The sequence below is a fragment of the Caryophanon tenue genome (assembly GCF_001700315.1).
GTDB lineage: Bacteria > Bacillota > Bacilli > Bacillales_A > Planococcaceae > Caryophanon > Caryophanon tenue.
The window spans coordinates 41,733-67,905 of the sequence record NZ_MASJ01000001.1 but is presented as its reverse complement, the minus strand read 5'-3'; the positions used below and the strand labels follow the sequence as shown (position 1 = coordinate 67,905).

The following is a 26,173-nucleotide window of genomic DNA, read 5'->3' as shown; positions in this document are numbered from 1 at the left end:
CATTTTGGCTCATCTATTGTTCGAACGCACTTTTTTGAATATAACCTGCTGTATATCTACCTGAATCGGAAATAACCGATAACCATGTAGGTGCTGATTGTTCGCGGTAAGCTGTGACGAACTGTTTCGCTGCTGGTCGTATTGTATAAATCGCTGCTTGTTGCTCGCTCGCATCACGTCGTACGTGGACACGGCCAACATCATCCGCTAGTTGCATAAGCGCGTAACGTTCATACTCTTTACCACCAAGTGCACGGTCAATTCGGTACGCATGCCCTGCTGCTTTAACACCCCAAAACTGGTCTGACGCATAGCGAACATTGACACCTTGTACCTTATTGCCAAAGTAAGGACCGTGTGCATAGCCAGCTGTTGGTGGAATATAGTTTTTATTTAAAAACTGTGTCACTAACTCCTCGACATTCGCTTGAACAGACGCAAATGTTTTGTTGGCGGGGTTACTATCATACACATACAAGCCGAATAAATTTTGATGCGTTTGTGCGTGATTACTCATACCGTAGTCACTTTCGTGTTGCGCCAACGCTAAAATAAGCAGCGCATTCACATGATATGTTTGTTCGATTTCCTTTAACACGGTGCCTAATCCGAGCAATTTAGATGTTGTTGCTGCATTTTCATATTGTCCGCCCTGTTGTTCGCGTTCTTGTAGCATCGACACAATATAGCGGTCTAGCTCCTCTGCTGTATAATGCGTTGTTGAACGTAGCGACAAAAACTGGAAGTACGGCGCATAGTGCCCAACGAATTCATTTCGTGCGTCATAAAATGTGTAGCCGTCTTCACTATAATATTTACTACCTGGTGCCATAAAGCTCGGTGCTTTGCCAAGTGCAAATGTAGACAAATTCCCGATTTCGTAATTCATCACATGAAAGTATAGCTGCCCCTTGTCAACACTGTAATGCGTACGTTCTGTATAAAATGGCACATACGTATGCGCCCCGTGCTCAATATAAAATTGCTCATTTGCAAGCGACACTTTAATCGCTTGTTCACCCCGCTGTATAAGACGCAGTTCCGCATTTGAGGACACATAGGTTGCTGCATCTTGAAATACCCCATTTTCATAATTACGATACAATGTCGTCGTGCCTTCCGCTGCCGTAATGAGCAGTCCTTGCCCGTCTGGGATACGGATTGCTGTGTTGCCGTCATACAATACACTGTCTGGCGTCATATCTGCTTCTGCTTGCGCTAACGTCGCATACTGTCCAATTTGTACAACTTCACCATTTTGCTCACGTTCTATTGTATAACGAACGGGGACTGTTACAAGCTGCTCATGCCCATTTGGAATTGCAGCCGTGCCATCTGTCGCTAGCAAAGCCTCGGTAATCGTGATCGTATAATCACCCGCTGTATAACCATGTTCAGGTGGCATAATTGTGATGACTTGACCACTAATGGTCACTTGCCCTGTCACACGTTCACCATCTTTATTCGTAACAAAAACGCGCTGGTCATTTAATGTTGCTACATCAATCGTTTTTGCTGCTTGTACCGTTATTACTTCATCTGCTTGCAACGTCTGTCGTTGCACTTGTAGCGGCTCACGCTCTTGCGCTGTGCAGGCGCCTAAAAAAAGCAGACAAATGAACGGGAGTAGTTGTAAAAAGCGCATATGCCACTTCCTTTCTTCTTACATAAGAACGTCGATACAGCCAAAAAGTTCATGCTAGGCGTAGAAACTAAATAAATCCCATGCAACATCGCATGGGATTTACACATATTCAATTGCTTACGACACGTGTGATGCTGTTAATACTGCCGCAATACACGCAACTGCTTCATCAATTTCTGCTGTCGTTACTGTTAATGGTGGTAATACACGTAATACGTAAGGACCTGCTGCAACAAGTAATACGCCCGCTTCTTCAAGCTTCGGAATATAATGCGCCACTTCCTCGCCACCACAGTGAATACCGACCATTAAGCCTTGTCCTAAAATACTAAAAGTATCTGCTGGTAATGCTTTTGCGAGTGTTTGTTGTAAATATGTACCTTTCGCCTGTACATCCGCTAAAAACGCTTCGTCAAATACATGCTGTAATACCGTTTGTGCAACTGATACGCCAAGTGGATTGCCACCAAATGTTGTGCCATGTGACCCTGCACTAAATGTGTCGTAAATATCTGCGACACCAAGCAGACCGCCAATTGGATAACCGCCGCCTAACCCTTTGGCAAGCGATACTAAATGTGGCTTTAATGATGTTTGTTCAAACGCATAGCGTGTACCTGTACGTCCGATACCTGTTTGCACTTCATCAACGATTAATAAAATGCCTTTTTCATTGCATAATTCCATAATCGCGTCTGCAAACTCAGGTGTAATTTGTGCTAATCCACCTTCACCTTGAATGACTTCAAGCATAATTGCCGCTACAGAATCATCCGCTGTCGCTTTTAATGCTTCTACATCGTTATACGGTAAATGCGTAAATTGCGATACAAGTGGACCGAAGCCTTGCTGTACTTTATCTTGCCCCGTTGCTGACATCGCGCCAAATGTACGCCCGTGGAATGATTTTTCAAACGTAATAATGTGATGCTTGCCCGTGTGCTTACGTGCCATTTTAATGGCTGCTTCATTTGCCTCTGCACCTGAGTTACAGAAAAATGCATGCGCTAAATGTGTATCTGCTACAAGCTTTTGTGCTAGCGCTTCTTGTCCTGGACTTGCAAATAAATTTGACGTATGCCAAATCGTATTTGCCTGTTGTGTAATAGCATCAACAAGTGCTGGATGCGCATGTCCCAAACTTAACACAGCAATACCTGATGTGAAATCTAAATATTCTTTGCCATCTTCATCCCATACATGTGTACCTTGCCCTTTTACTAACGCAATTGGTCGTCTTGCATAATTTCCAAATAATGCTCCCATACTTTAGCCTCCTACGATTGTCGTTCCTGTCAGCTGGTCGTTGACAATTTGTACAGATGGAATGCCTGCTGCTAAACAGTCTAGCGCACCTTGTACTTTAGGAATCATACCACCATATATATGTCCTTCGTCAATCCATGTGTCAATTTGTGCTTTTGTTGCAGATGTTTGCCACGTATCTTCAATACGAATACCTGATACATCAGTAACAAGTAATAACTGCTCCGCCTGTAATGCAAGCGCTACTTCACTTGCTACAGTGTCACCGTTAATATTGAGCGTTTGTCCTTGTGTTGTTGCACCGATACATGCAATCACTGGTACGAATCCTGCTGCTAAAAGTGCTTCAATCACAGCTACATTGACTTGTTGTACTTCACCAACGTGGCCATATGTATCTTTGTCTAAATAATCGCTCGTTAATATCGTTGCATCAAAACCGTTTAAGCCAACTGCTTGAATGCCAGCTTGTGTTAATTGGCTCACTACATACGGATTCACTTGCCCAATTAACGTTGTTTTCACAATATCAATCATTTCGTCCGTTGTGACACGTAAACCATTTACTGTTGTTGATTCGATATTCGCTGTAGCTAATGCGCGATTAATCGCAGGACCACCACCGTGCGTAATCACTACTTGATAACCTTGCTGCTGTAATGCTTTAAAGTTTTCAAAAAATGCTTTATTTAACCCTTCTAATGTAGAGCCACCTAACTTAATGACAAGTCGCTTATGAGCGGTAGCTTGCGTTGATTTGAACGTAGTCATAAGTTAAATCACACCCCCATGCATGTCCATGCCCTTCTCCAGCACCAACCGATACATCAATCTTTACTTCTTGTTGCTTTAAAATGTCGATTAATTTTTCTTCAGAAAACGCCACTGGCTCGCCGTTTTCAACCATTGTTGTACCACCGATTTGAATCGTAATCGCATCGACATCGACCGTTGCACCCGAATAGCCAACCGCTGCAATAATGCGTCCCCAGTTTGCGTCACAGCCAAATACCGCTGTTTTAACAAGTGGTGAACCGACTACTGTTTTCGCAATTTTACGTGCTTCCTCGTCGTTCACTGCACCTTTTACTTCTACTTCGATTAGCTTTGTTGCGCCTTCTCCGTCTTTTGCAATCGCTTTTGCTAAATCTTGCGCAACGACATGTAAAGCATCGACAAAGTTTTGCCACTCAGGGTGTTGAGGTGTTAATGATTCATTGCCCGCTAAACCGTTCGCCATAACAATAACCGTATCATTTGTAGATGTATCACCATCCACTGTAATCGCATTAAACGTAATGTCTGTTACATAACTTAATGCTTGCTGTAGCTCCGCTGATTCAATATTCGCATCTGTCGTAATAAAGCCAAGCATCGTTGCCATATTTGGCTCAATCATGCCAGAGCCCTTTGCTGTACCTGCAATGATAATTTCCTTGCCATCAATAACTGTACTGTATTGCGTGTTTTTCATCACGGTGTCTGTCGTTAAAATCGCTTGTGCAAAATCAATCGCTGACTCTAAATCGGCTTTTGGTGTTAAGTTTGGTAAACCTTGAATAATTGGTGCAAGCTTCATCACTTCGCCAATAACACCTGTCGAAGCAACACCAATTAATGATGCATCAATTTGTAGTTTATCAGCAGCCAATTGTTGCATCGCTTGCGCATCTAGTAAACCTTGTTTCCCTGTACATGCATTAGCATTTCCTGAGTTCACGATAATGGCTTGCATTTTTTGTGTATGATATACAACATCTTTCGTCACTTTAATCGGCGCTGCTTGAATAGCATTCGTTGTGAATACACCAGCAACTGATGCTGGTACGTCACTTACAAGTAATGCTAAGTCCTTCTTTTTATGTTTAATGCCACAATGCATACCTGCTGCTTTGAAGCCTTTTGGTGATGTAATATTCGTGCCTACAATTTTTTTTACTGTTGCTGTTGTCATGATTTAAAAATCCTCCTTAAATAAATAGTGGCACGACATCTAAACCTGTCGATTCATCCAAGCCACACTGTACGTTCATATTTTGAATTGCTTGCCCTGCAGCGCCTTTTACTAAATTATCAATAACACCGACAATCGTTGCGCGTCCTGTACGTTCATCTAATTGTACAAACACATCACAATAGTTTGAACCTTTTACGCGGTTTGTGCCAATTGCATTTACGTCCGTCACTACGCGCACAAATTTATGCTGTGCATATGTTTCTTGTAAACATGCGACAAGTTGTGCTTGCGTAACACCCGGCTGTACTTGCGCATAGCTCGTTGCTAAAATCCCGCGTGTCATCGGCACTAAATGTGTATTGAATGTAATCGCCACATCTGCACCTGCAAACATTGAAATCGCTTGCTCGATTTCAGGAATATGCTGATGTTTATTCACCTTATAAATAGAAAAATTTTCATTTGTTTCACTATAATGCGTGCCTTGTGATGGTTTGTTTCCTGCGCCAGATACACCACTTTTCGCATCAATGACTAAAAAGCTTGGGTCAATTAGTTTATGTTTAATAAGTGGTAATAATGATAGTAATACTGCTGTTGGATAACATCCCGGGTTGGCGACAAGTGCTGCATCTTTAACAGCATCTGCGTGCCACTCCGTTAAGCCATAGACACTTTTTTGTAATACGTCTTGTGGCGCTGCGCCCTTACCGTACCACTGCTCATAGGCAGCACGGTTTTGCAAACGAAAATCGCCCGATAAATCAATCAGTTTCGCACCTTTATCAACTAAGCTTGGGAATAATTTACTCGTTACACCTGCTGGAGTACTTGCAAATACGACATCTAATGAAGCAATCGTTGCTTCGTCAATAGCTTCCATTGGTGCATCTTGAATGCCTTGTAAATGACCGTACTTTGCTGAAAAGGATTCCCCCGCTTCAGAAGATGAAAATAACTGTAGTGAAGAAACTTCTGGATGCTGATGTAAAAAACGAATTAACTCTAAACCGCCATAACCTGTCGCGCCGATAATACCTGCTTTCATGTCCTAATAACCTCCATGTCCTTATGTATATGCTACTCTTTATAAAACCGTCCATTTATTTATTCTCTGAATAAAATGATAATAGAGAAATTATATACATGTATATTTATTAAGTCAATTGAATTTTTATTTGTTTATCAAATTTTTAGAAAAAACTCTCATTTTCAAGTCAAATTTGTCGTAATCACATTATTGCTGTACATAACTTCTTCACATTCTCCAAAATATCTCGAAACACTTTGTCAAAAAATTCTCTTTTACACAAAAATATACTGTATAATGTTTCTTATAATCTATCCGGTGGTGGTCATATGGAGCATATTAAAACGTTTTATTCAAAAACTGTTGAAACATCAATGGGTCCTGTCACGATTGAAGGACCTGTCTCACCTGATGATATTGCGTCGTACACATTTCATGAGGGACTGAAAGCATTTCGCCCGCCTGAACAGCAGCAAAAAGCACTTATTGGTATCGCCGCTCTGCCTGAAGGACGTATTATTGTCGCACGTCAAGAACAATTATTACTTGGATATGTGACGTATTTATATCCTGACCCGCTTGAACGCTGGGCACAAGATCGTATCGACAATATGATTGAACTCGGTGCAATTGAGGTGGTCAATGATGTACGAGGCGGTGGTGTCGGGCGTGCATTGCTCGACATTTCATTTGCAGATGAAGCAATGGAAGACTATTTAGTCATTACAACTGAATATTATTGGCATTGGGATTTAAAAGGTACAAATCGTACTGTGTGGGAGTATCGTAAAATGATGGAACGTATGATGAAAACCGTCAACTTTGAAGAATTTGCAACAGACGACCCAGAAATTAATAGTCATCCTGCAAACTGCTTAATGGCGCGTATCGGCAAAAATGTTCAAACAGATACGCTTGAGCGCTTCGACCGTTTACGATTCCGCAGTCGCTTTCATCATTAACGTATTATTATACTAAGGGGTGTATAGTTGTGATTGTTGAACAAATTATGCAAAAAGAGTTAGTTACGGTTTTACCAACGATTACGATGACGGAAGCGCGTGAAGTAATGCGCGAAAGAGGGGTTCGTCATTTAAATGTTTTAGATGAAGATGGTACATTTTTAGGGATTGTGTCTGAGCGTGATATTAAAGAAGCATTGCCGTCTTATTTATCAAATGTGCCCGATTCACCAGTCTATCAAGAGCCCATTACACATGTTTTGATTCGTGAGCCAATCACCGCACATCCACTTGATTTTGTCGAAGAAATTGCCCTTATTTTTTACGAAGCACGTATTGGCTATATTCCAATCGTGACAAATGGGCAGCTCGTTGGTGTCATTACCACGAATGATTTACTGGATGTTTATATTGAAATGACCGGCGCGAATGAACCGGGCTCAAAACTCGAAATTCGTGTCAATGATACACCGGGTGTATTAAGCGAAGTCACAAACGTAATTGCTAGTCATAAAGCTAATGTATTAAGCGTCCTTGTTTATGATGACCGAAATGATGAATCAGCAAAAATTTTATCGATTCGCGTACAAATGCTCAATCCGCTTCCGGTTATTACGGAGCTACGCGAAAAAGGCTTCAATGTGTTGTGGCCGAATGTACCGGGTGTGCTGTAATGCGCAATGCGTATTTCGTCTATTCACCTGAACAGCTCAGTTATAAATTTTCTGATTCTCACCCATTTAATCATAAACGCTTAACGTTAACGATGGACTTATTACACACACTCAATGCGTTGCAACCTGAAGATATTATTCCTGCACGTATTGCTACAGATGAAGAATTATTACTTGCACATGATGCGAAATATATTGATATTGTCAAAAAAGCAGGCCACGGTTTATTAAGCAATACACAATGTGAGAACTATGGCATTGGGACAGAAGACACGCCGATTTTTCCAAATATGCATGAGGCGGCTGCACAGCTTGTTGGGGGTACGTTGACAGCTGTCGATTGCGTTATGCAAGGGAAATCACGCCATGCACTCAATTTAGGTGGCGGCTTACATCATGGTTTCCGCGGACGTGCATCGGGCTTTTGTATTTATAATGACAGTAGTGTTGCCATTAAATATATGCAACAAAAATACAATGCACGTGTCCTCTATGTCGATACAGACGCTCATCACGGTGATGGCGTACAATGGAGCTTTTACGACGACCCCAATGTATGTACATTATCTATTCATGAAACGGGTCGTTATTTATTTCCCGGCACTGGTGCAGTAACGGAGCGTGGCAATGGTGAAGGATACGGCACATCGTTTAACTTTCCTGTTGATGCCTTTACAGAGGATGAGTCCTTTTTAGAAATTTACGAGCGCTCGATGCGGGATATTTTCGAATATTTTAAGCCGGATGTTGTGCTTACGCAAAACGGGGCTGATGCGCACTATTTCGATCCGTTAACACATTTATATGGCACGATGAATTTGTATAAAGAAATTCCTCACCTTGCCCATAAGCTTGCGCATGAATATTGCGATGGGCGTTGGATTGCTGTTGGCGGTGGTGGATATGATATTTGGCGAGTGGTGCCACGTGCTTGGAGCTATGTGTGGCTTGAGATGAACGATATTCCGTATCCAAGTGGGGCCATCGCGCCGGAGTGGCTCCATAAATATCAAGCAGAAGCACCGGTTACATTAATTCCGACATGGGAGGACCCACCTGATTTATATGAACCGATTCCGCGAAAAGCCGAAATTCATGAAAAGAATGCACAAATGATGGAGAAGGCTTTGCATATTTTATCGAAAAAGTCTTCATAAAAGAATTCCGGACAGAAATGGAAAAAGCATGAGACAAAAAGAAATATCCTTCAGCAACGACAACGGCTGAAGGATATTTTTTGTTTTTTGTGCTACGCCACAGAGCGGACGCGTTTCGCAAACATGCTTTTTATGGTTGTGCTGGTGTTTTTATGGATTGACGTTGTTCAATACGGTGCGGTAAAATCACGTTCGTCTCTTCAACTTGCTCTTTGTTCATTAATTTTGTTAGTAAACGCATCGCAACAGCACCGATATCATACAGTGGTAACACAACACTTGTTAACTGTGGACGTACCATACGTGCAAGCTTTGAATTTTCAAAGCTAATGACTTCAATCTGCTCTGGTACATTGACGCCATTATCTTGTGCGCCATGAATTAAACCGATTGCAATTTCATCATTGCCCGCAAAAAATGCTGTTGGTGGGTTCTCAATTGTGCTTAATTTTGACCATGCCTCTAGACCATCATCATATTGGTCATCTTCTGCATAAATTAAATTTGAGTCTGTCGATAAGCCAGCATCTGCTAATGCTTGTTCATAAGCACGTAGCTTGTAATGACCGTTTACCGTATACGTTAAGCAGCCTGAAACGAATGCGATACGTTTATGCCCGTTCGCAATTAACTGGTTTACTGCTTCATATGCAGCTTCGTAGTAGTCAATATTAACCGATGGAATGTTATGATTCTTTTCAATTGAACCTGCTAATACGATTGGTACAGATGTATGTTCAAGTGCGAACTTAATTTTATCGGTTACTTCATTTGACATCATCACAACACCATCTACTTGCTTACCAAGCATCGTATCTAATAGTTGTAACTCTTTATCTTCGCTTTGGTCTGAGTTCGCTAAAATGATATTGTAATGATACATCGTTGCGATATCTTCAATACCACGAGTTAATTCAGCTGTTAAGTTATTCGCGATATCTGGAATAATTACCCCAACTGTTGTCGTTTTTTTACTTGCAAGCCCACGTGCTACAGCATTCGGGCGGTATTCTAAACGTTCAATCACTTCTAATACTTTTTTGCGCGTTGCCGGCTTTACATTTTGATTGCCATTTACAACACGTGAAACCGTTGCCATTGATACATTTGCTTCGCGGGCAACGTCATAAATTGTAACAGTCAAGGACGTTCAACTCCTTTGCTCTCTTTTATCTGTATTCATCATACGACATACACTGTATTATTTTCAATGGCTTGAAAGCGAAAACAACATCATTTCTTCAAGTATTTTGCCCAGTTGTCACAAATCCCTTATATTTCACTCGGATTTTGTCATGTGTCCTTCTCAAAAAAATGGGACAACGAAAAAAACAGCAAGCGGAGAGCAGTCTCTACTTGCTGTTACAGGTTTGCTTATTTTGCTACTTCGTATTGTTTCATGAATTTTAAAATCTCATCATGGAACGCATCGAATGTTGGAATATCCATTTGTTGCTGTTGGTCAGATAATGCTACTGATGGATCTGGGTGTACCTCTGCCATCACACCATCCGCACCAATTGCGATAGCTGCTTTTGCACATGGTAATAATAAGTCACGACGACCTGTTGAGTGCGTTACATCTACCATTACTGGTAAATGTGTTTCTTGCTTTAAAATTGGTACAGCTGAGATATCTAATGTGTTACGTGTCGCTTTTTCGTACGTACGAATACCGCGCTCACATAAAATGATATTTTCATTACCTTTAGACATAATGTACTCTGCTGCATGAATAAATTCATCAATTGTTGCTGCTAAACCACGTTTTAATAATACGGGCTTGTTCGTAGCACCTGCTTCTTTTAATAACTCGAAGTTTTGCATGTTACGCGCGCCAATTTGAATCACATCAATATAATCTAACGCTTGTTCTAAATCACGTGGTGTAACGATTTCTGTTACAACACCTAAGCCTTGTTTTTGCCCAACTTCTTTTAAGATTTTTAAGCCTTCTAAGCCTAAGCCTTGGAAGTCATATGGCGATGTACGTGGCTTGTAAGCACCACCGCGAATTAGTTTTAAGCCTTTTTCGCTAATTGATTTCGCAACTGCTTCTACTTGTTCGTAAGACTCTACTGCACATGGGCCGTATACAAATGATGGGCCACCTTGACCAATTAATTCACCATTTACATTGACGATTGTATCTGTTGCTTTTTTCTTACGAGATACAAGTAATTCTTTCTTCTTCTCAGCTTCTAGTTGCTTTAATGCTGTTTTGAAAATTTGCTTGAAGATGAAATCTACTGTCATCTGGTTTAATGGTCCATTGTTATGCTCTTTTAATAAGTCAAGCATATGACGCTCACGAAGAGGATCGTAACGGTTCACACCTTGTTTCTCTTTAATCTTACCAATTTGCTCTACGATTTCTGCACGCTCATTGATTAAACGTAAAATCTCTAAGTTTAACCCATCAATCTGTGAACGTAATACTTCTAACTCTTGTTGATTCATTACCGTTTCCCTCTCTTCCTCGTATCAAACCATTTCCTAACAAGCTAATGTGTGATACATTTTTCATATATAATTTTATTATACATGATATTTTTTGAATTGTCACGCTTTTTAATTTAGCGCTTCAACGCATTGAAGTATAGTATTGTTAATTTATTATAAGAAAGGATGTGCCTTCATGTCAACTGATGTTTCTTACTCAGCTGCATGTACTTCTGCACAAAAGCTTTTTGCACTCGATATTGGCACACGTTCAGTCGTCGGTATTATTTTAGAACAGCACGGTGACACATTTCATGTCATTGATATATTAGCAAAAGAACATAAGGAACGTGCGATGGTCGATGGGCAAATACATAATGTGCTATTTGTCGCACAGCTTATTACAGAAATTAAAGAACAACTTGAACATAAACATGGCAGCTTTACTTCTGTCAGTGTCGCTGCTGCCGGACGTGCACTGAAAACGGAGCAAGGGCTTGCAACGATTGATATTCGTCAGCAGCACGTGTTAGACGAAGAGGATGTACATCGATTAGAGCTTCAGGCTGTGCAACACGCGCAACAAGCATTGCTCGAAAAGCGCCAACAAAGTTCCTCACATTATTACTGCGTCGGTTATTCAGTACTTTACTATCGCTTGGACGGAGATGAAATTGGCAGCTTAATTGACCAACAAGGTGATACAGCACAGGTTGAAGTCATTGCGACCTTTTTACCGCGCGTTGTTGTTGAATCATTGCTTGCTGCATTAAAACGCGCAGGCTTGGAGATGGAAGCATTAACACTAGAACCAATTGCTGCGATTAATGTACTCATACCACCATCGATGCGTCGCTTAAACGTAGCACTTGTCGATATTGGTGCAGGTACATCGGATATTGCGATTACCGATAAAGATACAGTTGTAGCGTACGGTATGGTACCAACTGCTGGCGATGAAATTACAGAAGCGCTCAGCGACCATTATTTACTCGATTTCCACGTCGCAGAACAAGCAAAACGTGACTTATCACAGCATGACAACATTATTTTGCAAGATATTTTAGGCTTTGACCAAACATTTTCACGCGAGGAAGTATGCACTACCCTACAGCCAGCTGTCCAACATTTAGCCACTGCCATTGGACAAGAAATTTTACGCTTAAATGGGCAAACACCGCCAAAAGCAGTGATGTTAATTGGTGGTGGTAGTTTAACACCGTCAATTACAACGGAACTTGCACATGTACTACAACTACCAGCAAACCGCGTCGCTGTACGTGACTTAAAAGCACTACAAAATATCACCTATGCAGACTCCATCCCAATGACGCCAGAACTTGTGACACCTATTGGTATCGCAATTGCAGCGAAACGCGCACCGATTCATTATATGTCGATTACGGTCAATGAACGCGTTATTCGCTTATTTGAAGTACATGATATGACTGTATCTGATGCGTTACTTGCCGCCAATATCGCAGCAGATGATTTATATGGCGAACAAGGTGAACCGCTGCTGATTACGCTTAATGGCCAATCACTGACATTGCCTGGAACGCGTGGAGAACCTGCTACTGTCCACATTAATGGACAACCTGCGTCGATGAAAGCGATTATTCGACAAGGTGATAGCATTACATTACACCCAGGGCAACGTGGGCATACACCTACTGTTCGCGTCGCAGATTTACTCGACGAAGCACGTGCAAAAGTCATTCATTTTCAGCAACGTGAATATGTACTCGAACCAACTGTTATCATCAATGACGTGCCTGCATCACTCGAAACGGTACTACAACAAAATGACCATGTTGCGATTACACTTGTTGATACAATCGCTGACTTTTTAACGGTAACCGCTCAACAAAGTATACTAGAACAAGTACAGCCATATATGATTCTGCTGGATGGGAAACCATTAACGATTCCGGAATTTTCAGCGCAGCTTTTATTAAATGAGCGACGCGTAAAAGCGAATTACCCATTACAACATGGTGACCAGTTATCAGTAACATTAAGTGCCGCACCAACTGCTCAAATGATTGCAGACTATCTAAACATTGTATTGGAAGACCACATTCATATCACTTTCCAACAACAAGCGTTGTCATTACATCGTACAATTACCTCTTTCTCAATGAATGGTGTACGTATAGATACACACAGCGCTGTACCGAGTGGCGCAGTCATCACAACGGTGAAAAAAGAATCTTCACCATGGCAATACCAAGATGTGTTCCGTTATTCATCGTGGCAATTACCTACTGATTTCAAAGGAACATTTGCAATTTTACGCAACGGCGAACGCTGCGGCTTTGATGAACCGATTTTTGGTGGCGATACGTTAGAAATTCAATTACAGCCTCAGACGATATAAAAAAACGCGGCCGCTAAAAGCGACCGCGTTTTTGCTTACTTATATTTATCTTTTGCTTCTGAAACTTTGCGCAATGCTTCTTCAACATCTGCATCTAATGCCTCGACGCCATCTGTTGTATCGCCATTATCACCACGTGGGTCTAAACCACTTTCTAATGCTGCGGCTTTCTCCTCTGGTGTTAATGGTTCTTCATCCATATTCGCTGTGCCATCATCTGTCGGCTGCTTTGGTGTTGAGCTTGGTACGACTGCTTTTACTTTTTCAACAAGCGGTGTTACCTTCTCTGTTAATGGCTGTGCTTTTTGTGCCAGTTCCTTCGTTTTATCGACAGCTGTTGATGAAAATTCTGCTGTTTTCTCTTTTGCTGTTGATGAAAGAGCTACACTTTTATCACGTAATGTGCCAGCTTGTGTTGCTACATTTTGACGTAGCTCATGACCTGATTTCGGTGCTAAAAGTAATGCTGCGGCTGCGCCAATAACTGCTCCGACAACTGCACCAAGTATAAAATCTTTTGTAGTTGCAGATTCATCTGCATAGACTGGGTCTACTGTGTACGGCTTACGTTGTGTCATACAAAAATCCCCCTTAAATCTACTTGTATTGAGATTACTTTTTCGGTGAATGCACTGGATTTGATGATGATGTAAATTGAACTTGTTGCTCGTCAATAACTTTACGGTTTTTCCATTTATCCGCTAAGCCCATCGCAACGCTACCCCATTGCACGACTTGCGCAACTTTCACGTCGTTTTTATTTACTTCTGATGAAATTGATGACGTTACACGAGAAATTGATTGGTTTAAACCTGTAACAGAATCACCAATCCCTTTCACGGCAGAAACAACTGTATTCATTTCGGCAACTTTATGTTGCACATCTGCTGCTAAATCATTTGTTTTTGCAAGTAACGTTGTTGTTTCGCGTGTAATGCCTTCTAATTGACCTTCAATGCCGGCTACTGTTCCAGACATATGGTCTAATGTTTTCTTCACTGAGAATAATGTGGCCCCTAGACTAATGCAAAGTACTAGAAATCCAATTGCCGCAATTAACGCTGCAACGTATAAAATCCATTCCATACAAGTACCCTCCTAATTCGTGTCTTTTTTTTTAATGTTCGACAAATCATCCAAAATTTCCTGCTGTGCTTCAAAAATAGGGCTACGTAAAAATTCATCTATGTAGCCCCCGTTGAATGATGCATGTTGTGTGCTCGCCATTCTAAAAAGTAAGATTTGCGCTCACTTCCATGTATTCAATTAAACGTTTGTATTTTGCAATAAAGCTTCGAATGCTTGTTGATATTTTGTGACATCACCAGCGCCCATAAATAAGTAAACAGCGCCTTCATGTTCTGTTAATACTGTAACATCTTCTGATAAATAAGTCGCATCATTACAACGTGCGATTAAGTCATGAATCGTTAATCCACCTTGCTTTTCACGCGCAGAACCGAAAATATCACATAAGTATACTTTATCTGCACCATTTAATGCATCAGCAAAGTCTTGTAAAAAGGCTTCAGTACGTGAGAATGTATGTGGTTGGAATACCGCTACAACCTCGCGCTCTGGGAACTTTTGGCGAGCTGATTGAATCGTTGCACGAATTTCTGTTGGATGATGTGCATAATCATCAATCAGTGTATTATTCCCAATGTCCGTTTGTGTAAAACGTCTTTTTACACCTTTATATGTGTTTAATTGCTGTTGCACCACATCTGCTGGAATGCCTTCATAGTGACATAATGAAATAACAGCTAATGTATTTAATACTGTATGGTCGCCGAATAATGGGATATGGAAGCGATGATAAAACTCATTGCGCACAACAACATCAAATGACGTACCTGTTGTTGTTTTTTCAATATTCGTTGCTTGGAAATCATTTTCCTCACCGAATCCGTAATACACGACTGGTACATTCGCTTGAATACGTTGTAAGTACTCGTCATCACCACATGCAATAATGCCCTTTTTCACTTGGCGTGCAAGCTCTTGGAAAGCGCTATATACATCTTCAATATCCGCAAAATAATCTGGGTGGTCAAAATCGATGTTTGTCATAACTGCATAATCTGGTGTATATGCTAAGAAATGACGACGATATTCACACGCCTCTAATACGAAGAATGATGCATTTTCTTGCCCTGAACCTGTACCATCACCGATTAAATAAGATGTCGGCTCATATCCACGAACAACATGACTCATTAAGCCCGTTGTTGATGTTTTTCCGTGTGCACCTGTAATCGCAATCGATGTGTAATTTGTTAAATATTCACCTAAAAACTTATGATAACGAATGACTTCTACGCCCATTTCTTTCGCGCGTACAATTTCTTCGTGGTCATCAGGGAATGCGTTACCTGCAATTACCGTCATACCTTCTTGAATATTTGCTGCATCAAATGGTAATAGCGTAATGCCTCGATCCATTAATGGTTGTTGTGTAAAGAAGTATTTGTCTACATCCGATCCTTGCACTGCGAATCCTGAATCAAACAGAACTTGTGCTAATGAACTCATACCTGAGCCTTTAATACCGGTAAAATGAAATAATGTCATAAAATTAAACCCTCCTGGGAAATTAAAACCCTTCTATAAGCGCAAAATGATTTATACCTGTTGCATAAATGCCGTTTTGCTCGATAAAATGTCGCCATTTTTTTAACTATTATCGATTAACCATTATACCACTATTTCTTAAAAGCGCGAGTAGTTCGTAAAATTAAACGGTTGTCGTTAAAAATTCAGCATTGCGCACATTTTTATAGCATTTTTTGTCATGCTGTCTTGACTAATTAAACATATTCTCGATTTCTTCTAATGTAATGAAGACGTCACGTGGCTTATTGCCTGATTTCGCTTCCGAAATAAAACCATGTTGCTCTAGTAAATCAACAATTCTTGCTGCACGCGGATAGCCAATTTGGTAGCGACGTTGAATCGATGATGTCGAAGCTGTTTTTTGTTCATACACATAACGACATACTTCTTCAAATAACGGGTCCGTTTCTTCTGCTAGCTCTGTTTTACGTAAAAGCTCTTCTTGCTGGAAAATATAATCTGGCTCCCCTTGTGCACGTACATGCTCAATGATTTCCTCAATTTCATCGTCCGTTACAAATGTACCTTGTAAACGCACAGCCGCATTTTTACCACTGCCTAAGTACAGCATATCACCACGACCAAGTAAACGTTCTGCACCTGGCGTATCAATAATTGTGCGCGAGTCAATTTGTGACGATACCATGAAAGCAATACGCGTTGGGATATTCGATTTAATTAATCCTGTAATCACATCTACTGACGGGCGTTGTGTCGCCACAATTAAATGAATCCCACATGCACGAGCCTTTTGCGCAATACGACAAATAGACTCCTCGACTTCATGTGGCGCCATCATCATTAAATCTGCTAACTCGTCAATGACAATTAAAATATACGGTAGTTTATGTCCAGGCTTATCATTTTTTTCTGCCATTTTGTTGTAACGCTCTAAATCACGAACACCTGTATGCGCAAATAATTGATAACGACGTTCCATTTCTTCAACAGCCCATTTTAATGCAGCTGTTGCCGCCTTCACATCGGTAATTACCGGACTCACTAAATGCGGAATATGATTAAATGGTGCTAGCTCGACCATTTTCGGGTCAATTAATAATAGTTTTAGCTCATGAGGTGCTGCTTTATAGAGTAAACTTACTAAAATCGAGTTAATACATACAGACTTCCCTGAACCTGTTGCACCTGCAATTAAACCGTGGGGCATTTTGCGTAAATCAAGCGTAACTGGCGAACCTGTTAAATCAAGCCCTAATGCCGCTTCCATTGGCGATGTCGATTGCAAAAATGGCTCACTCGAAATCAGTTCAGATAAACGTACTGGACGTGAGAGTCGGTTTGGAATTTCAATACCGATGGAACTTTTCCCAGGAATTGGCGCCTGAATACGGATATCACGCGCGGCTAAAGCCAATTTTAAATCATCAGCTAAGTTGCGTACTTTACTTACCTTCGTTCCCTGCCCGACCGTAATTTCAAATTGTGTAACAGCTGGTCCTTGTACGATGGATTCAATTTGCGCGTTAATTTGGAAGTAAGATAGCGCCTCGACAAGACGTTCCCCCTGCTCTTCCATCCATTCTGTATCTTGTAAATTTTCTTCTGGTGGTGCTAAAAACGTATCATGCGGCTTTTCGTATACGCGAACAGGATTTGGTTCAACGTTGATTTCTTCCTGCTCTTCGATGTCCTCTAGCGTCTCTTGAAAGGGTAATACCTCATTTGTCGCTTGTACATCCGTAGTCGCAGCGGGCGTTGGCGTTACAGATAACGCTTCTGTTTCTAAATCTTCCTCAAATACATCTTCTGTAAACATAGTCGGCTGTTGTACATCTGCAATCGGTGTCACGGTTCCCTTTTGTGGTGTATAAGATACTGCTGCAATTGGTGCTGGTGTTGGCAACACTGTACCTTGTTGTACTAAAGTTGATAACTGCTCTTTACGTGCTAATTTTTCACGGTCCGACTTTAGCATAACAACGTTAAATGGACGTGACTTCTCGACAAATACCGGCTTTGATGAAACTACCTCACTTCCATCTTCCACAGGCTTTTTAACGTTTACGACTGGTTGTTGTTCTTCAGCTGTATCTAATACTGGTGCTACTTCTTTTGCCTCTTGTGCTTCGGCTTCGTCTAACACTGGTGCGGCTTCTTTTGCCTCTTGTACTTCGGCTTCGTCTAACACTGGTGCGACTTCTTTTGCCTCTTGTGCTTCGGCTGCGTCTAACACTGGTGCTACTTCTTTTACCTCTTGTGCTTCGGCTTCGTCTAACACTGGTGCTACTTCTTTTACCTCTTGTGCTTCGGCTGCGTCTAACACTGGTGCTACTTCTTTTGCTTCTTGTTCTTCGTCTGCGTCTAACACTGGCGCGACTTCTTTTACCTCTTGCACTTCTGCTGTGTCCAATACTGGTGCTACTTCTTTTACCTCTTGTACTTCGGCTGCGTCTAACACTGGTGCTACTTCTTTTACCTCTTGCACTTCTGCTGTCGGCGAAATCGTAGTTTGTTCAACTGCTTGCATAACATGTACATTTTTAATGACTACATCCTCTACATGCGCTTGCTGAATGTTCATTGTGCTAGGTTGTGTAGACGCTGTATCTTCTACAATAGTTGGCTTTTCCGCAACCTCTTTCAATGTTTCGACAATTTGTGATGTTGATGATGACTCTTCTGTTACGACAGCCGGTGTAACAGCTGCGTATGCTTGCTCAACCGTTTGTAAAATCGTTTGCTCCGCTGTCACTTCTGGCTTCGTATATGTTTCTAGCGAAGGCTCTGCTGACTTTGGTAAGTCCTGCATTTCTTGACGATGTTTATCTAATAATTGATTTATCGTACTCGGTTCTTTAACCGGTGTCTTTTTCGTTAAATCCGTAGGCTCTGCATAGCCAAATATCGGTGAAGGCACAATCGTTGGTGTAAAGCGCTTCGTCTCAAACATCTCTACTTTTGGTGTGTCTACAACAGGCGCCGGCTCAATAAAAGGCGGCTGCGCTTCTTCCTGGTAAAACGATGGTTGTACAGGTGGTTGCTGACGTAGTAATGGAATACGTGTGCGCTCTGGTGTACGGCGCTGTGAGCCATATTGACGCTGTGCTAATAAATCACGAAGCCCTGGTGCTGCTGGGTCATGCTCAATAACAACATTTAATGGGTCTTGTTGCTTTTGCTCTTTTGGTGCACGAGGTTCTGGACGTGGTGCTGTCGCTTCATACAATTCTGCCTCATCCGGTATTAACGGGAAGCGGAATGAACTCTCCTTTGGCACAGGCGCATCATTTTTTAGCACTTCAAACTTCTTTTTTGCTGGCTGTTCCGCTACTTCTTTTTGTATAGGTGCTGTATCATACTGTACTGTTTCTTCCACTGTATCATCTTCATAATATTCGGGTTCATTATCGCGTAATTCTTTATGTGTAAATAATTCATTAATTTTTTTAAGCCATTTCATATACGGTCACTCATTTCTATAATCGTGCAATTTGGAAATCATCTCAAAACGAGCGTCTTTCCGCCTTTAGCATAACATAAACTGATGATTTTTTTCACCGCTCGCTTGCAATAACTGCATAAAAGCCACTAAAAGATACGGATATTTCCAAGTTCCTGCAACAAGCTATGTCTCTTTGCTCTCTATGTATGACTAAACTCCTTATTTATAACGTCGCATTATGTGGTTCACATGTAACATCTAATATGAGTCGGAACAAAAAAAACAGAAAGCAGTATGCCACTGCTTCCTGTTTTGTCTATCGATTATACAGTTGGTGCTACAAACTCTTCGCCAACAACCGCTGAATCTTCTAATACTAAAATGCCCTTTTCTTGTGGTGCATTTGGAATGGCTAATTCACGCGCTGCACATAACATGCCGAATGAATCTTCACCGCGTAAGTTACCTGCTTTAATCACTAAACCTGATGGCATTACAGCACCGATTTTCGCAACAACTACTTTTTGACCTGCTTCAACGTTCGGTGCGCCACATACGATTTGTAATGTTTCGTCGCCTACGTTTACTTGGCAAACGCTTAATTTATCAGCATTTGGGTGTTTTTCTTTTGTTTCAACATAACCAACAACAAATTTTGGAGAGAAGTCTACTGTTAATGCTACTTCTGCACCGTTTTCGTTTAATGCTGCTTGGATTTTTTGTGCAACGTCTTCTGTCACTTCTACATTTCCTGCAACATCTAGCTCGATGTATTTGCTTGCGTTAAATAAGTTAAAACCTTTTACTTCTGGTTGTCCAGCTTCGCGTAGTAACACAACGTCACCTTTACGCTCGATCTCTACTGTTTGTACTGCATCTGTTGTTAAGTTTACTAATAGCACATCGCCTACGTGTGCTTTGTTATAAGAAACGATCATTGGTCCTTATTCTCCTCTTTCACTTTGTTCTTCGCTAAAATGAAGATTGGCTCTAATTTGCCGTCTTCATAAATAAATGATAGTGACGTAATTGGCACCATTCCTACTGTAAAGAAGTGCATCGTCATCTGTGCTAGTATATCATACCCAACTTCATTGCGAATATCCCCAATAATTAAAACATCTTGGTGTGGCACAGAAACGGTCATTTCCCCTTCCACATTCGCTGCCATATCCGCTAAAAATTTATCATTTAAAATGCGTGATGCATCATAACCATCATTGACATTGACGAAATAAAACAGATTACCGCGTACTTCATCGACCTTATATGTTGTTGGTAAGCTCTTCACGCGGAAACGTGCTGCTTCTTTTACTTGTTGCGCGGTTACTTGTAACTTCTCAAGCATTTGCTCATCTATTAATCGATATGTTGTACCGAGGTCTAACGCGTAATAAATACGTGTTTCTGCTGTATGGTCTGTCGTAATAAACGTATGCCCTTCCTTTGATGCTTTCGCAAACGATGCAGCACGAATGACCGGATACACATTTGCTAAACTGTCGAAGCCTTGCGTTGCTTCTTTTTCCATCGCTGCAAATGTTTGTGCAATTGTATAAACAACCTCTTCAATTGCTTGCTCTTTTACCGTATCGTATTTTGATGCAACTGCACCTACCGCAATATCCATCCCTTTGTTTAACGTCGGGTGGTCTAAACGCAATTTATCATGCTTTTCATCGTACGTATAAATAAATGTATCCACACCTAAACGCTGTTTCAGTAAGTCAACCATTGTTGTTGATTCCATATAAATCCTCCTACTTGTTACTTGCTTATCCGTTTCATTATCACTTGTTCTATTTTACGGAGGATTGGGGTGTTATGCAAACTACTTGCCTTCATAATACTGCACTTGTCCAATTAATAATTGCACGATATGTACAAACATCTCTTTTCGGTCAACTAAGCCATTTGTAAACACACCAACAGCGCCTAAGCCGTGACGTGTGTCGCGTTTTTTTGTATATGCATCCATCACTGGACCTAACTCCTGTCCGTTTCTTACTGGCTGCGCAACTTCTTCTGGCAACAAAAACTGTGCCCCACTACTCGTATATGTACGCGTACGCGTTGCAACTGCACCCCAGTTACAACAATACAGTTCACCGTCTAATTCACGGACGCCACCTTCAAGCCCAAACGCGATATGTGCGCCTGTTTTTTCAAGCGCTGTTTGTGCACGATTCATCGCTCCTTGTCGCGTTTCCTCATCAGAAAACGGCTGGTCTGCAACACCAGATGGCACACTAATTTCCATAAAATCTGCCTGTGGATACAATTGTTGTAACGCTTCCTTTACTGCGCCTACCTTTGCACGATTTGTTGTGCCAATCGCAATTTTCATCTTTTTCACTCCTCTATTTACAAAGAAATCGTGTAGCAAATACTTTGCTACACGACTATTTTATACGTTTGCTTTAATTGAATCGATTGTTGTTTTATCGCAAGACGTTACTAATTTAATTAATAGTTCTTTTGCTGCTGCATAGTCATCAATATGAATGATTGACGCCGATGTATGAATATAACGCGAGCAAATACCAATAACTGCTGATGGAATACCATCGTTTGCTGTGTGTACACGTCCTGCATCCGTACCACCTGGTGATACGAAATATTGATACGGAATGTTATTTGATTCTGCTGTATCTAAAATAAATTCACGAATGCCGCGGTGCGTAACCATCGTGCGATCAAAAATACGTAGTAGTGGCCCTTTACCTAATTGACCGAACTGCGTTTTATCACCTGACGTATCATTTGCTGGTGAAGCATCTAGTGCGAAAAATAAATCGGGTTGAATCATATTTGCTGACGTTTGTGCACCACGTAAACCAACTTCTTCCATGACGTTGGCACCCGAATAAATGTGAGATGCAACTTCTTTGCCGTGTAGTTCTTGTAATAGCTCAATTGCTAAACCACAGCCGTAACGGTTATCCCATGCTTTTGCCATAATTTTATTCGGGTTTGCCATTGGTGTAAATGGACATACAGGAATAATTTGCTGCCCTGGACGAATGCCTAATTGTTGTGCATCTTCTTTTGAATCCGCACCAATATCAATAAGCATATTTTTCATATCCATTGGCTTTGCACGTTCCGCATCTGTTAAAAGATGTGGCGGAATCGATGCAATGACACCTGGGATTTCACCATTTTTCGTATACACGGTTACACGTTGCGCTAGCATTACTTGGTTCCACCAGCCGCCTAAAGGTTGGAAACGGATCATACCATTGTCGGTAATTGACGTTACCATAAAGCCAACCTCATCCATATGCCCTGCTACTAAAATTTTCGGTGCATTGTCGTCTACTGCTTTACGCACGCCAAAAATGCCACCTAAATTATCTTGAATAATTTCATCTGAGTATTTCTCTAGCTCGCTACGCATAAATGCACGTACCGCATGCTCTTGTCCAGGTGCTCCTGGTAATTCTGTTAATGTTTTAAATAATTGTAATGTTTGCTCGTTCAAGACAGTCGCCTCTCTTTTTCACATATAGTACGCTCAATTATAACATAATCATTTCGCAATTCGAAATTCTTTCTCCTTTTTAGAATATTTTTGTTATGATACAATAGAAACATATTGAGTTAAGGGGGACGTAACAATGAACTTACGTGATTTTCTTTTAGGTGTAGCAACAGGTGTTGCTGTTTCAGTATTAGTAAACCAAACAACTGAGCGTGTATCTCCATACATGTCTTCTGACCGTGTCTTACAAGGTATTAAAGATGAATTCCGCAAAGAGTCTCCAATCGATGCGACTTGGATTTATGCAAAACCAGAAACAATTAAACATACTGTTGGTGAATTACCAGTTTACCGTGGTGGTATTTCTCGCGTTGTTGAAGGCGAAACAGAATCATTTGAATTTACAGCAGACGCTCGTTCTGGTGTAGTTGTAGATTTAGTACGCGTTTAATCTATGCGAAAGTGTGATTAGAAATTATTCTAGTCACACTTTTTTTATTGATATTGCTCCAAATGCTGCCGATATTAGAGCTATATCGCTCGATAAGGAGGGCTTTCATTGATTCAGTCCAATTACTCTCTCGACTTACTATCGCTGTTGCCAAAAACAACAGCAACATTGAACACCACAGCAACAACAACAAATTTTAACGACATTTTACAACAATATATGCAAACTTCATCGACAAATGATGTCTCATCACTGCTCGCTGCAACCGATACAACAAGCGCGAAAAGTGTCAGTGAATTACTCGGCGCTAATTCGACATACGCGTATTATTTAAATTCACTGTTAAGCGGCAGTACGTCAACACCGACAGAGGCAATGCAAACATACTTAATGCAGTCAAATATACCTGCTGACGAACGTTCTACCGCTTCCCTCTTCGGTGGCGCTACAAACGCAACGTCATCGAGCACATTATCTACTTTATTAATGGCACAATTTGACGCACAACAAATGCAGCATCTATCAGCTGCGAAAGACCAATATGATACGCAGTTAACAGCGCTTCAACAAGTCGAACAACCGAATGCTGCGATAACAAACCGCATCGATAAGCTACAGGCAAATATGACGACGTTAACGAGCTATATTGACCATACATTAACAGCTAAAAAAGAGTTGAACACATCAGCAATGCTCGGTTCGGTGCAAGCATTACAACAAAACATTTTTAATAAATATGCTGAGGCACAACAAGCTGCTAAAAAAGTATAATGTTTCGAGAATGGGGGTCTTCACGATAAAGGTGGAGACGCCTTTTTTTATGCGTCTATTCGCTTTTTCCCTAAAATATGTGTATTCTTGCGTAATCGCGATGTGATTATTTCTTTTTGACCTTTCTTGATGATATACTAAGAAAGTAAAGTCATTTACGAGAAAATAATAGTCGGAGGGAACAAAATGAAAAAAATTATCGCAGCTCTTTTTGCGATGACGTTAATCTTCTCAAGCGTGGGAAGCTTTCTATCATTTGACGATGTTTCACAAGTAGAAGCAAAGTCATATAAGTCAGGCAAGAAAAACTATAACAATAATAACAATTCACAAGATGATAATGAGACAAACTCAAATGCAGCTGTGAACAATAACAACAACACAACAAATAACAATAATGCAACGACGAATAATAACAATTCATCATCTGCAAAAACAGCAAAACCTGAAGAGAAAAAGGGCGGCTTCATGTCTAGCGGTCTTATGAAAGGTTTAATGATTGGTGGTCTAGCGGGCTTATTATTCGGTGGTTTATTCGGTGACTTAGGTATGCTAGGTTCAATTTTAGGCTTTATGATTAACATGCTTGCGATTGTTGCAGTTGTTGGTCTATTAGTATTCGTCATCAAAAAGCTATTTGGTGGTCGTAAAAAAGAGCAAAAAGAGGCGACAGATACTCCATGGAACAAATAACATTACTTGAACAAGATTTAGTCAATGCAGTATGTCGCTTTCATGCGCGTTACAAAAATGTTGAGCCTTCAGCTGTAACAGTTGAATTAACATATGATGACGCAGCTGGCTACGGTGCAGAAGCAGACGTTGCCGGTCACATTGAATATTTCAACACAGGCACATTTATTGCCGCAATCCGCCTATACATTAACGATGTGCTTCAAAAAAATGCCGCATCTGCTGGTATTGAATTAGCCATTGATGATGTAGAAGGCATGGTTGCATATTTACGTTTTTAACACACAATCTGTATCATTTTTACCCACACTTACCCATAAAAAAGCTTGCTCGGCATATGCCAAGCAAGCTTTTTTATATCGTTCTTATGTTAATGGCACGGCAACCGGCTTTGTACGAGGTAGCGAGTCAATGACGGTTTTACCATCTTGTCCCCACTGCATCATACGGAAATACGCATCGTGATAAAAAATAAAACGATAGCCATTTTCATACGCTTCAGCCATTAGTTTTTCTTTCGTAAATACAGATGTCATTGGATAATCATCATACGCCATCACCCATAACGGATTTTGGTGTGCGTGTGTTGGCATAATATCAGCCATATGAATTAACACCTCTTGTTGCTGTGTTAATTTAATAATGGCATGCCCATCGCTATGTCCACCCGTGTGAATCATCTCGATGCCTGGTACTACTTCTAGACGCTCATCAAATGTTACGACCTGCGCTTGCACAGGTTCCCAGTTTTCTTTCCAATAGGTGTTTTTTGAACGAATATTCGGGTTACGCATTTCATCCCATTCTTTTTGCGACACATAAATCGTCGCCTTCGGGAATGTTGAAACAAGCGTCTCTCCTTCATAATGCGTTAAGCCACCTGCATGGTCAAAATGCAAATGCGTGCATAATACGCCGTCAATATCGGCTGTTGTTAAACCTAGCTGCGCTAAACTTCCTTCAATATCACCTTCTTCAGTGACACCGAAATTGCGCAATTGTTTTTCATTTAACTTGCCATGACCTACACCCGTGTCAATGACATAGTTCTTGCCACCGAATTGCACTAAAATCGGCTCTGTCGACAGCTCGATTTGATTGGCCTCATTCGCTGGATATTTACGTAGCCAAAGCGGTTTTGGCACAACGCCAAACATCGCTCCACCATCAAGCGACGTTATCCCTCCGTTTAACCACGTTAATGTCATATCGTGAAATACATACTTGTCCATTCTACTTCTC

General features: G+C 41.0%; 24 protein-coding genes. 8 read left to right on the top strand and 16 right to left on the bottom strand.

Features of this window, described 5'->3' with window-relative positions; translation table 11 throughout:
- Positions 1-13 precede the first annotated feature (13 nt).
- The 5 genes from A6M13_RS00295 to argC all read right to left on the bottom strand — a co-directional run bounded on the left by A6M13_RS00295 (position 14) and on the right by argC (position 5,916).
- Entirely contained in the window at positions 14-1,645 is a 1,632-nt protein-coding gene (locus A6M13_RS00295) for an N-acetylglucosaminidase (protein ID WP_066542115.1), read from the bottom strand.
- A 117-nt stretch (positions 1,646-1,762) separates the two neighbouring features.
- Complete coding sequence (locus tag A6M13_RS00290) at positions 1,763-2,911, bottom strand: acetylornithine transaminase (RefSeq protein ID WP_066542114.1); 1,149 nt, start codon at positions 2,909-2,911, stop codon at positions 1,763-1,765.
- Positions 2,912-2,914: 3 nt separating this feature from the next.
- Positions 2,915-3,682: an acetylglutamate kinase gene (argB, locus tag A6M13_RS00285; protein ID WP_066542113.1), complete on the bottom strand. Its 768-nt coding sequence runs from the start codon at positions 3,680-3,682 to the stop codon at positions 2,915-2,917.
- Positions 3,645-4,865: a bifunctional glutamate N-acetyltransferase/amino-acid acetyltransferase ArgJ gene (gene argJ, locus A6M13_RS00280; protein WP_066542112.1), complete on the bottom strand. Its 1,221-nt coding sequence runs from the start codon at positions 4,863-4,865 to the stop codon at positions 3,645-3,647. The genes argB and argJ overlap by 38 nt, the downstream gene beginning before the upstream one ends.
- Before the next feature lie 16 nt (positions 4,866-4,881).
- Complete coding sequence (gene argC / locus A6M13_RS00275; protein WP_066542111.1) at positions 4,882-5,916, bottom strand: N-acetyl-gamma-glutamyl-phosphate reductase; 1,035 nt, start codon at positions 5,914-5,916, stop codon at positions 4,882-4,884.
- A gap of 311 nt (positions 5,917-6,227) precedes the next feature.
- Here argC and A6M13_RS00270 point away from each other — a divergent pair, with 311 nt between their 5' ends.
- The 3 genes from A6M13_RS00270 to A6M13_RS00260 are packed head-to-tail and all read left to right on the top strand — an operon-like array spanning position 6,228 to position 8,691.
- Positions 6,228-6,860 carry an acetoin dehydrogenase gene (locus A6M13_RS00270; RefSeq protein ID WP_066542110.1) on the top strand — a complete coding sequence of 211 codons (633 nt, stop codon included), beginning with the start codon at positions 6,228-6,230 and terminating at the stop codon, positions 6,858-6,860.
- Between the two features lie 29 nt (positions 6,861-6,889).
- Complete coding sequence (locus A6M13_RS00265; protein WP_066542109.1) at positions 6,890-7,534, top strand: CBS and ACT domain-containing protein; 645 nt, start codon at positions 6,890-6,892, stop codon at positions 7,532-7,534.
- The gene (locus tag A6M13_RS00260; protein WP_066542108.1) at positions 7,534-8,691 is read left to right on the top strand and encodes an acetoin utilization protein AcuC; all 1,158 of its coding nucleotides are present in this window, start codon (positions 7,534-7,536) and stop codon (positions 8,689-8,691) included. The genes A6M13_RS00265 and A6M13_RS00260 overlap by 1 nt, the downstream gene beginning before the upstream one ends.
- Positions 8,692-8,821: 130 nt before the next feature.
- Here A6M13_RS00260 and ccpA read toward each other — a convergent pair whose 3' ends face one another.
- Together ccpA and A6M13_RS00250 are read right to left on the bottom strand one after the other, a co-directional pair.
- On the bottom strand, positions 8,822-9,835 hold the full coding sequence (gene ccpA, locus A6M13_RS00255) for a catabolite control protein A (RefSeq protein ID WP_066542107.1): 1,014 nt from the start codon (positions 9,833-9,835) through the stop codon (positions 8,822-8,824).
- Between the two features lie 230 nt (positions 9,836-10,065).
- Positions 10,066-11,151: a bifunctional 3-deoxy-7-phosphoheptulonate synthase/chorismate mutase gene (locus A6M13_RS00250; RefSeq protein WP_066542106.1), complete on the bottom strand. Its 1,086-nt coding sequence runs from the start codon at positions 11,149-11,151 to the stop codon at positions 10,066-10,068.
- A 178-nt stretch (positions 11,152-11,329) separates the two neighbouring features.
- Here A6M13_RS00250 and A6M13_RS00245 point away from each other — a divergent pair, with 178 nt between their 5' ends.
- On the top strand, positions 11,330-13,513 hold the full coding sequence (locus A6M13_RS00245) for a cell division protein FtsA (RefSeq protein WP_066542105.1): 2,184 nt from the start codon (positions 11,330-11,332) through the stop codon (positions 13,511-13,513).
- A 35-nt stretch (positions 13,514-13,548) separates the two neighbouring features.
- Here A6M13_RS00245 and A6M13_RS00240 read toward each other — a convergent pair whose 3' ends face one another.
- The 8 genes from A6M13_RS00240 to A6M13_RS00205 form a co-directional block, all read right to left on the bottom strand.
- Positions 13,549-14,091, bottom strand: coding sequence for a YtxH domain-containing protein (locus A6M13_RS00240; protein WP_066542104.1), 543 nt, complete (start codon positions 14,089-14,091; stop codon positions 13,549-13,551).
- 34 nt (positions 14,092-14,125) lie between these two features.
- Positions 14,126-14,599 (bottom strand): DUF948 domain-containing protein, encoded by a 474-nt coding sequence (locus A6M13_RS00235; RefSeq protein WP_066542103.1) that lies wholly within the window; start codon positions 14,597-14,599, stop codon positions 14,126-14,128.
- A 180-nt stretch (positions 14,600-14,779) separates the two neighbouring features.
- Positions 14,780-16,087, bottom strand: coding sequence for a UDP-N-acetylmuramate--L-alanine ligase (gene murC, locus A6M13_RS00230; protein WP_066542102.1), 1,308 nt, complete (start codon positions 16,085-16,087; stop codon positions 14,780-14,782).
- Positions 16,088-16,319: 232 nt separating this feature from the next.
- Positions 16,320-19,550 (bottom strand): DNA translocase FtsK, encoded by a 3,231-nt coding sequence (locus A6M13_RS00225; RefSeq protein WP_066542101.1) that lies wholly within the window; start codon positions 19,548-19,550, stop codon positions 16,320-16,322.
- 305 nt (positions 19,551-19,855) lie between these two features.
- Complete coding sequence (gene ytpR, locus A6M13_RS00220; protein WP_066542100.1) at positions 19,856-20,470, bottom strand: YtpR family tRNA-binding protein; 615 nt, start codon at positions 20,468-20,470, stop codon at positions 19,856-19,858.
- Positions 20,467-21,282: a DUF1444 family protein gene (locus tag A6M13_RS00215; RefSeq protein WP_066542099.1), complete on the bottom strand. Its 816-nt coding sequence runs from the start codon at positions 21,280-21,282 to the stop codon at positions 20,467-20,469. Before A6M13_RS00215 ends, ytpR begins: the two co-directional genes overlap by 4 nt.
- An 81-nt stretch (positions 21,283-21,363) precedes the next feature.
- Positions 21,364-21,879 carry a DUF84 family protein gene (locus A6M13_RS00210; protein WP_066542098.1) on the bottom strand — a complete coding sequence of 172 codons (516 nt, stop codon included), beginning with the start codon at positions 21,877-21,879 and terminating at the stop codon, positions 21,364-21,366.
- A gap of 60 nt (positions 21,880-21,939) precedes the next feature.
- Positions 21,940-23,016 (bottom strand): M42 family metallopeptidase, encoded by a 1,077-nt coding sequence (locus A6M13_RS00205; RefSeq protein ID WP_066542097.1) that lies wholly within the window; start codon positions 23,014-23,016, stop codon positions 21,940-21,942.
- 136 nt (positions 23,017-23,152) lie between these two features.
- Between A6M13_RS00205 and A6M13_RS00200 the strand changes: the two genes are divergently transcribed.
- The 4 genes from A6M13_RS00200 to A6M13_RS00185 all read left to right on the top strand — a co-directional run bounded on the left by A6M13_RS00200 (position 23,153) and on the right by A6M13_RS00185 (position 25,212).
- Positions 23,153-23,467 (top strand): peptidase M4, encoded by a 315-nt coding sequence (locus A6M13_RS00200; RefSeq protein WP_066542096.1) that lies wholly within the window; start codon positions 23,153-23,155, stop codon positions 23,465-23,467.
- A gap of 108 nt (positions 23,468-23,575) precedes the next feature.
- Positions 23,576-24,238, top strand: a complete 663-nt coding sequence (locus tag A6M13_RS00195) for a hypothetical protein (RefSeq protein ID WP_066542095.1) — start codon at positions 23,576-23,578, stop codon at positions 24,236-24,238.
- A gap of 186 nt (positions 24,239-24,424) precedes the next feature.
- The gene (locus tag A6M13_RS00190) at positions 24,425-24,931 is read left to right on the top strand and encodes a hypothetical protein (RefSeq protein WP_066542094.1); all 507 of its coding nucleotides are present in this window, start codon (positions 24,425-24,427) and stop codon (positions 24,929-24,931) included.
- Positions 24,919-25,212 (top strand): DUF2653 family protein, encoded by a 294-nt coding sequence (locus A6M13_RS00185; protein ID WP_066542093.1) that lies wholly within the window; start codon positions 24,919-24,921, stop codon positions 25,210-25,212. Before A6M13_RS00190 ends, A6M13_RS00185 begins: the two co-directional genes overlap by 13 nt.
- An 84-nt stretch (positions 25,213-25,296) precedes the next feature.
- Here A6M13_RS00185 and A6M13_RS00180 read toward each other — a convergent pair whose 3' ends face one another.
- Positions 25,297-26,163, bottom strand: coding sequence for a YtnP family quorum-quenching lactonase (locus A6M13_RS00180; protein ID WP_066542092.1), 867 nt, complete (start codon positions 26,161-26,163; stop codon positions 25,297-25,299).
- Positions 26,164-26,173 lie beyond the last annotated feature (10 nt).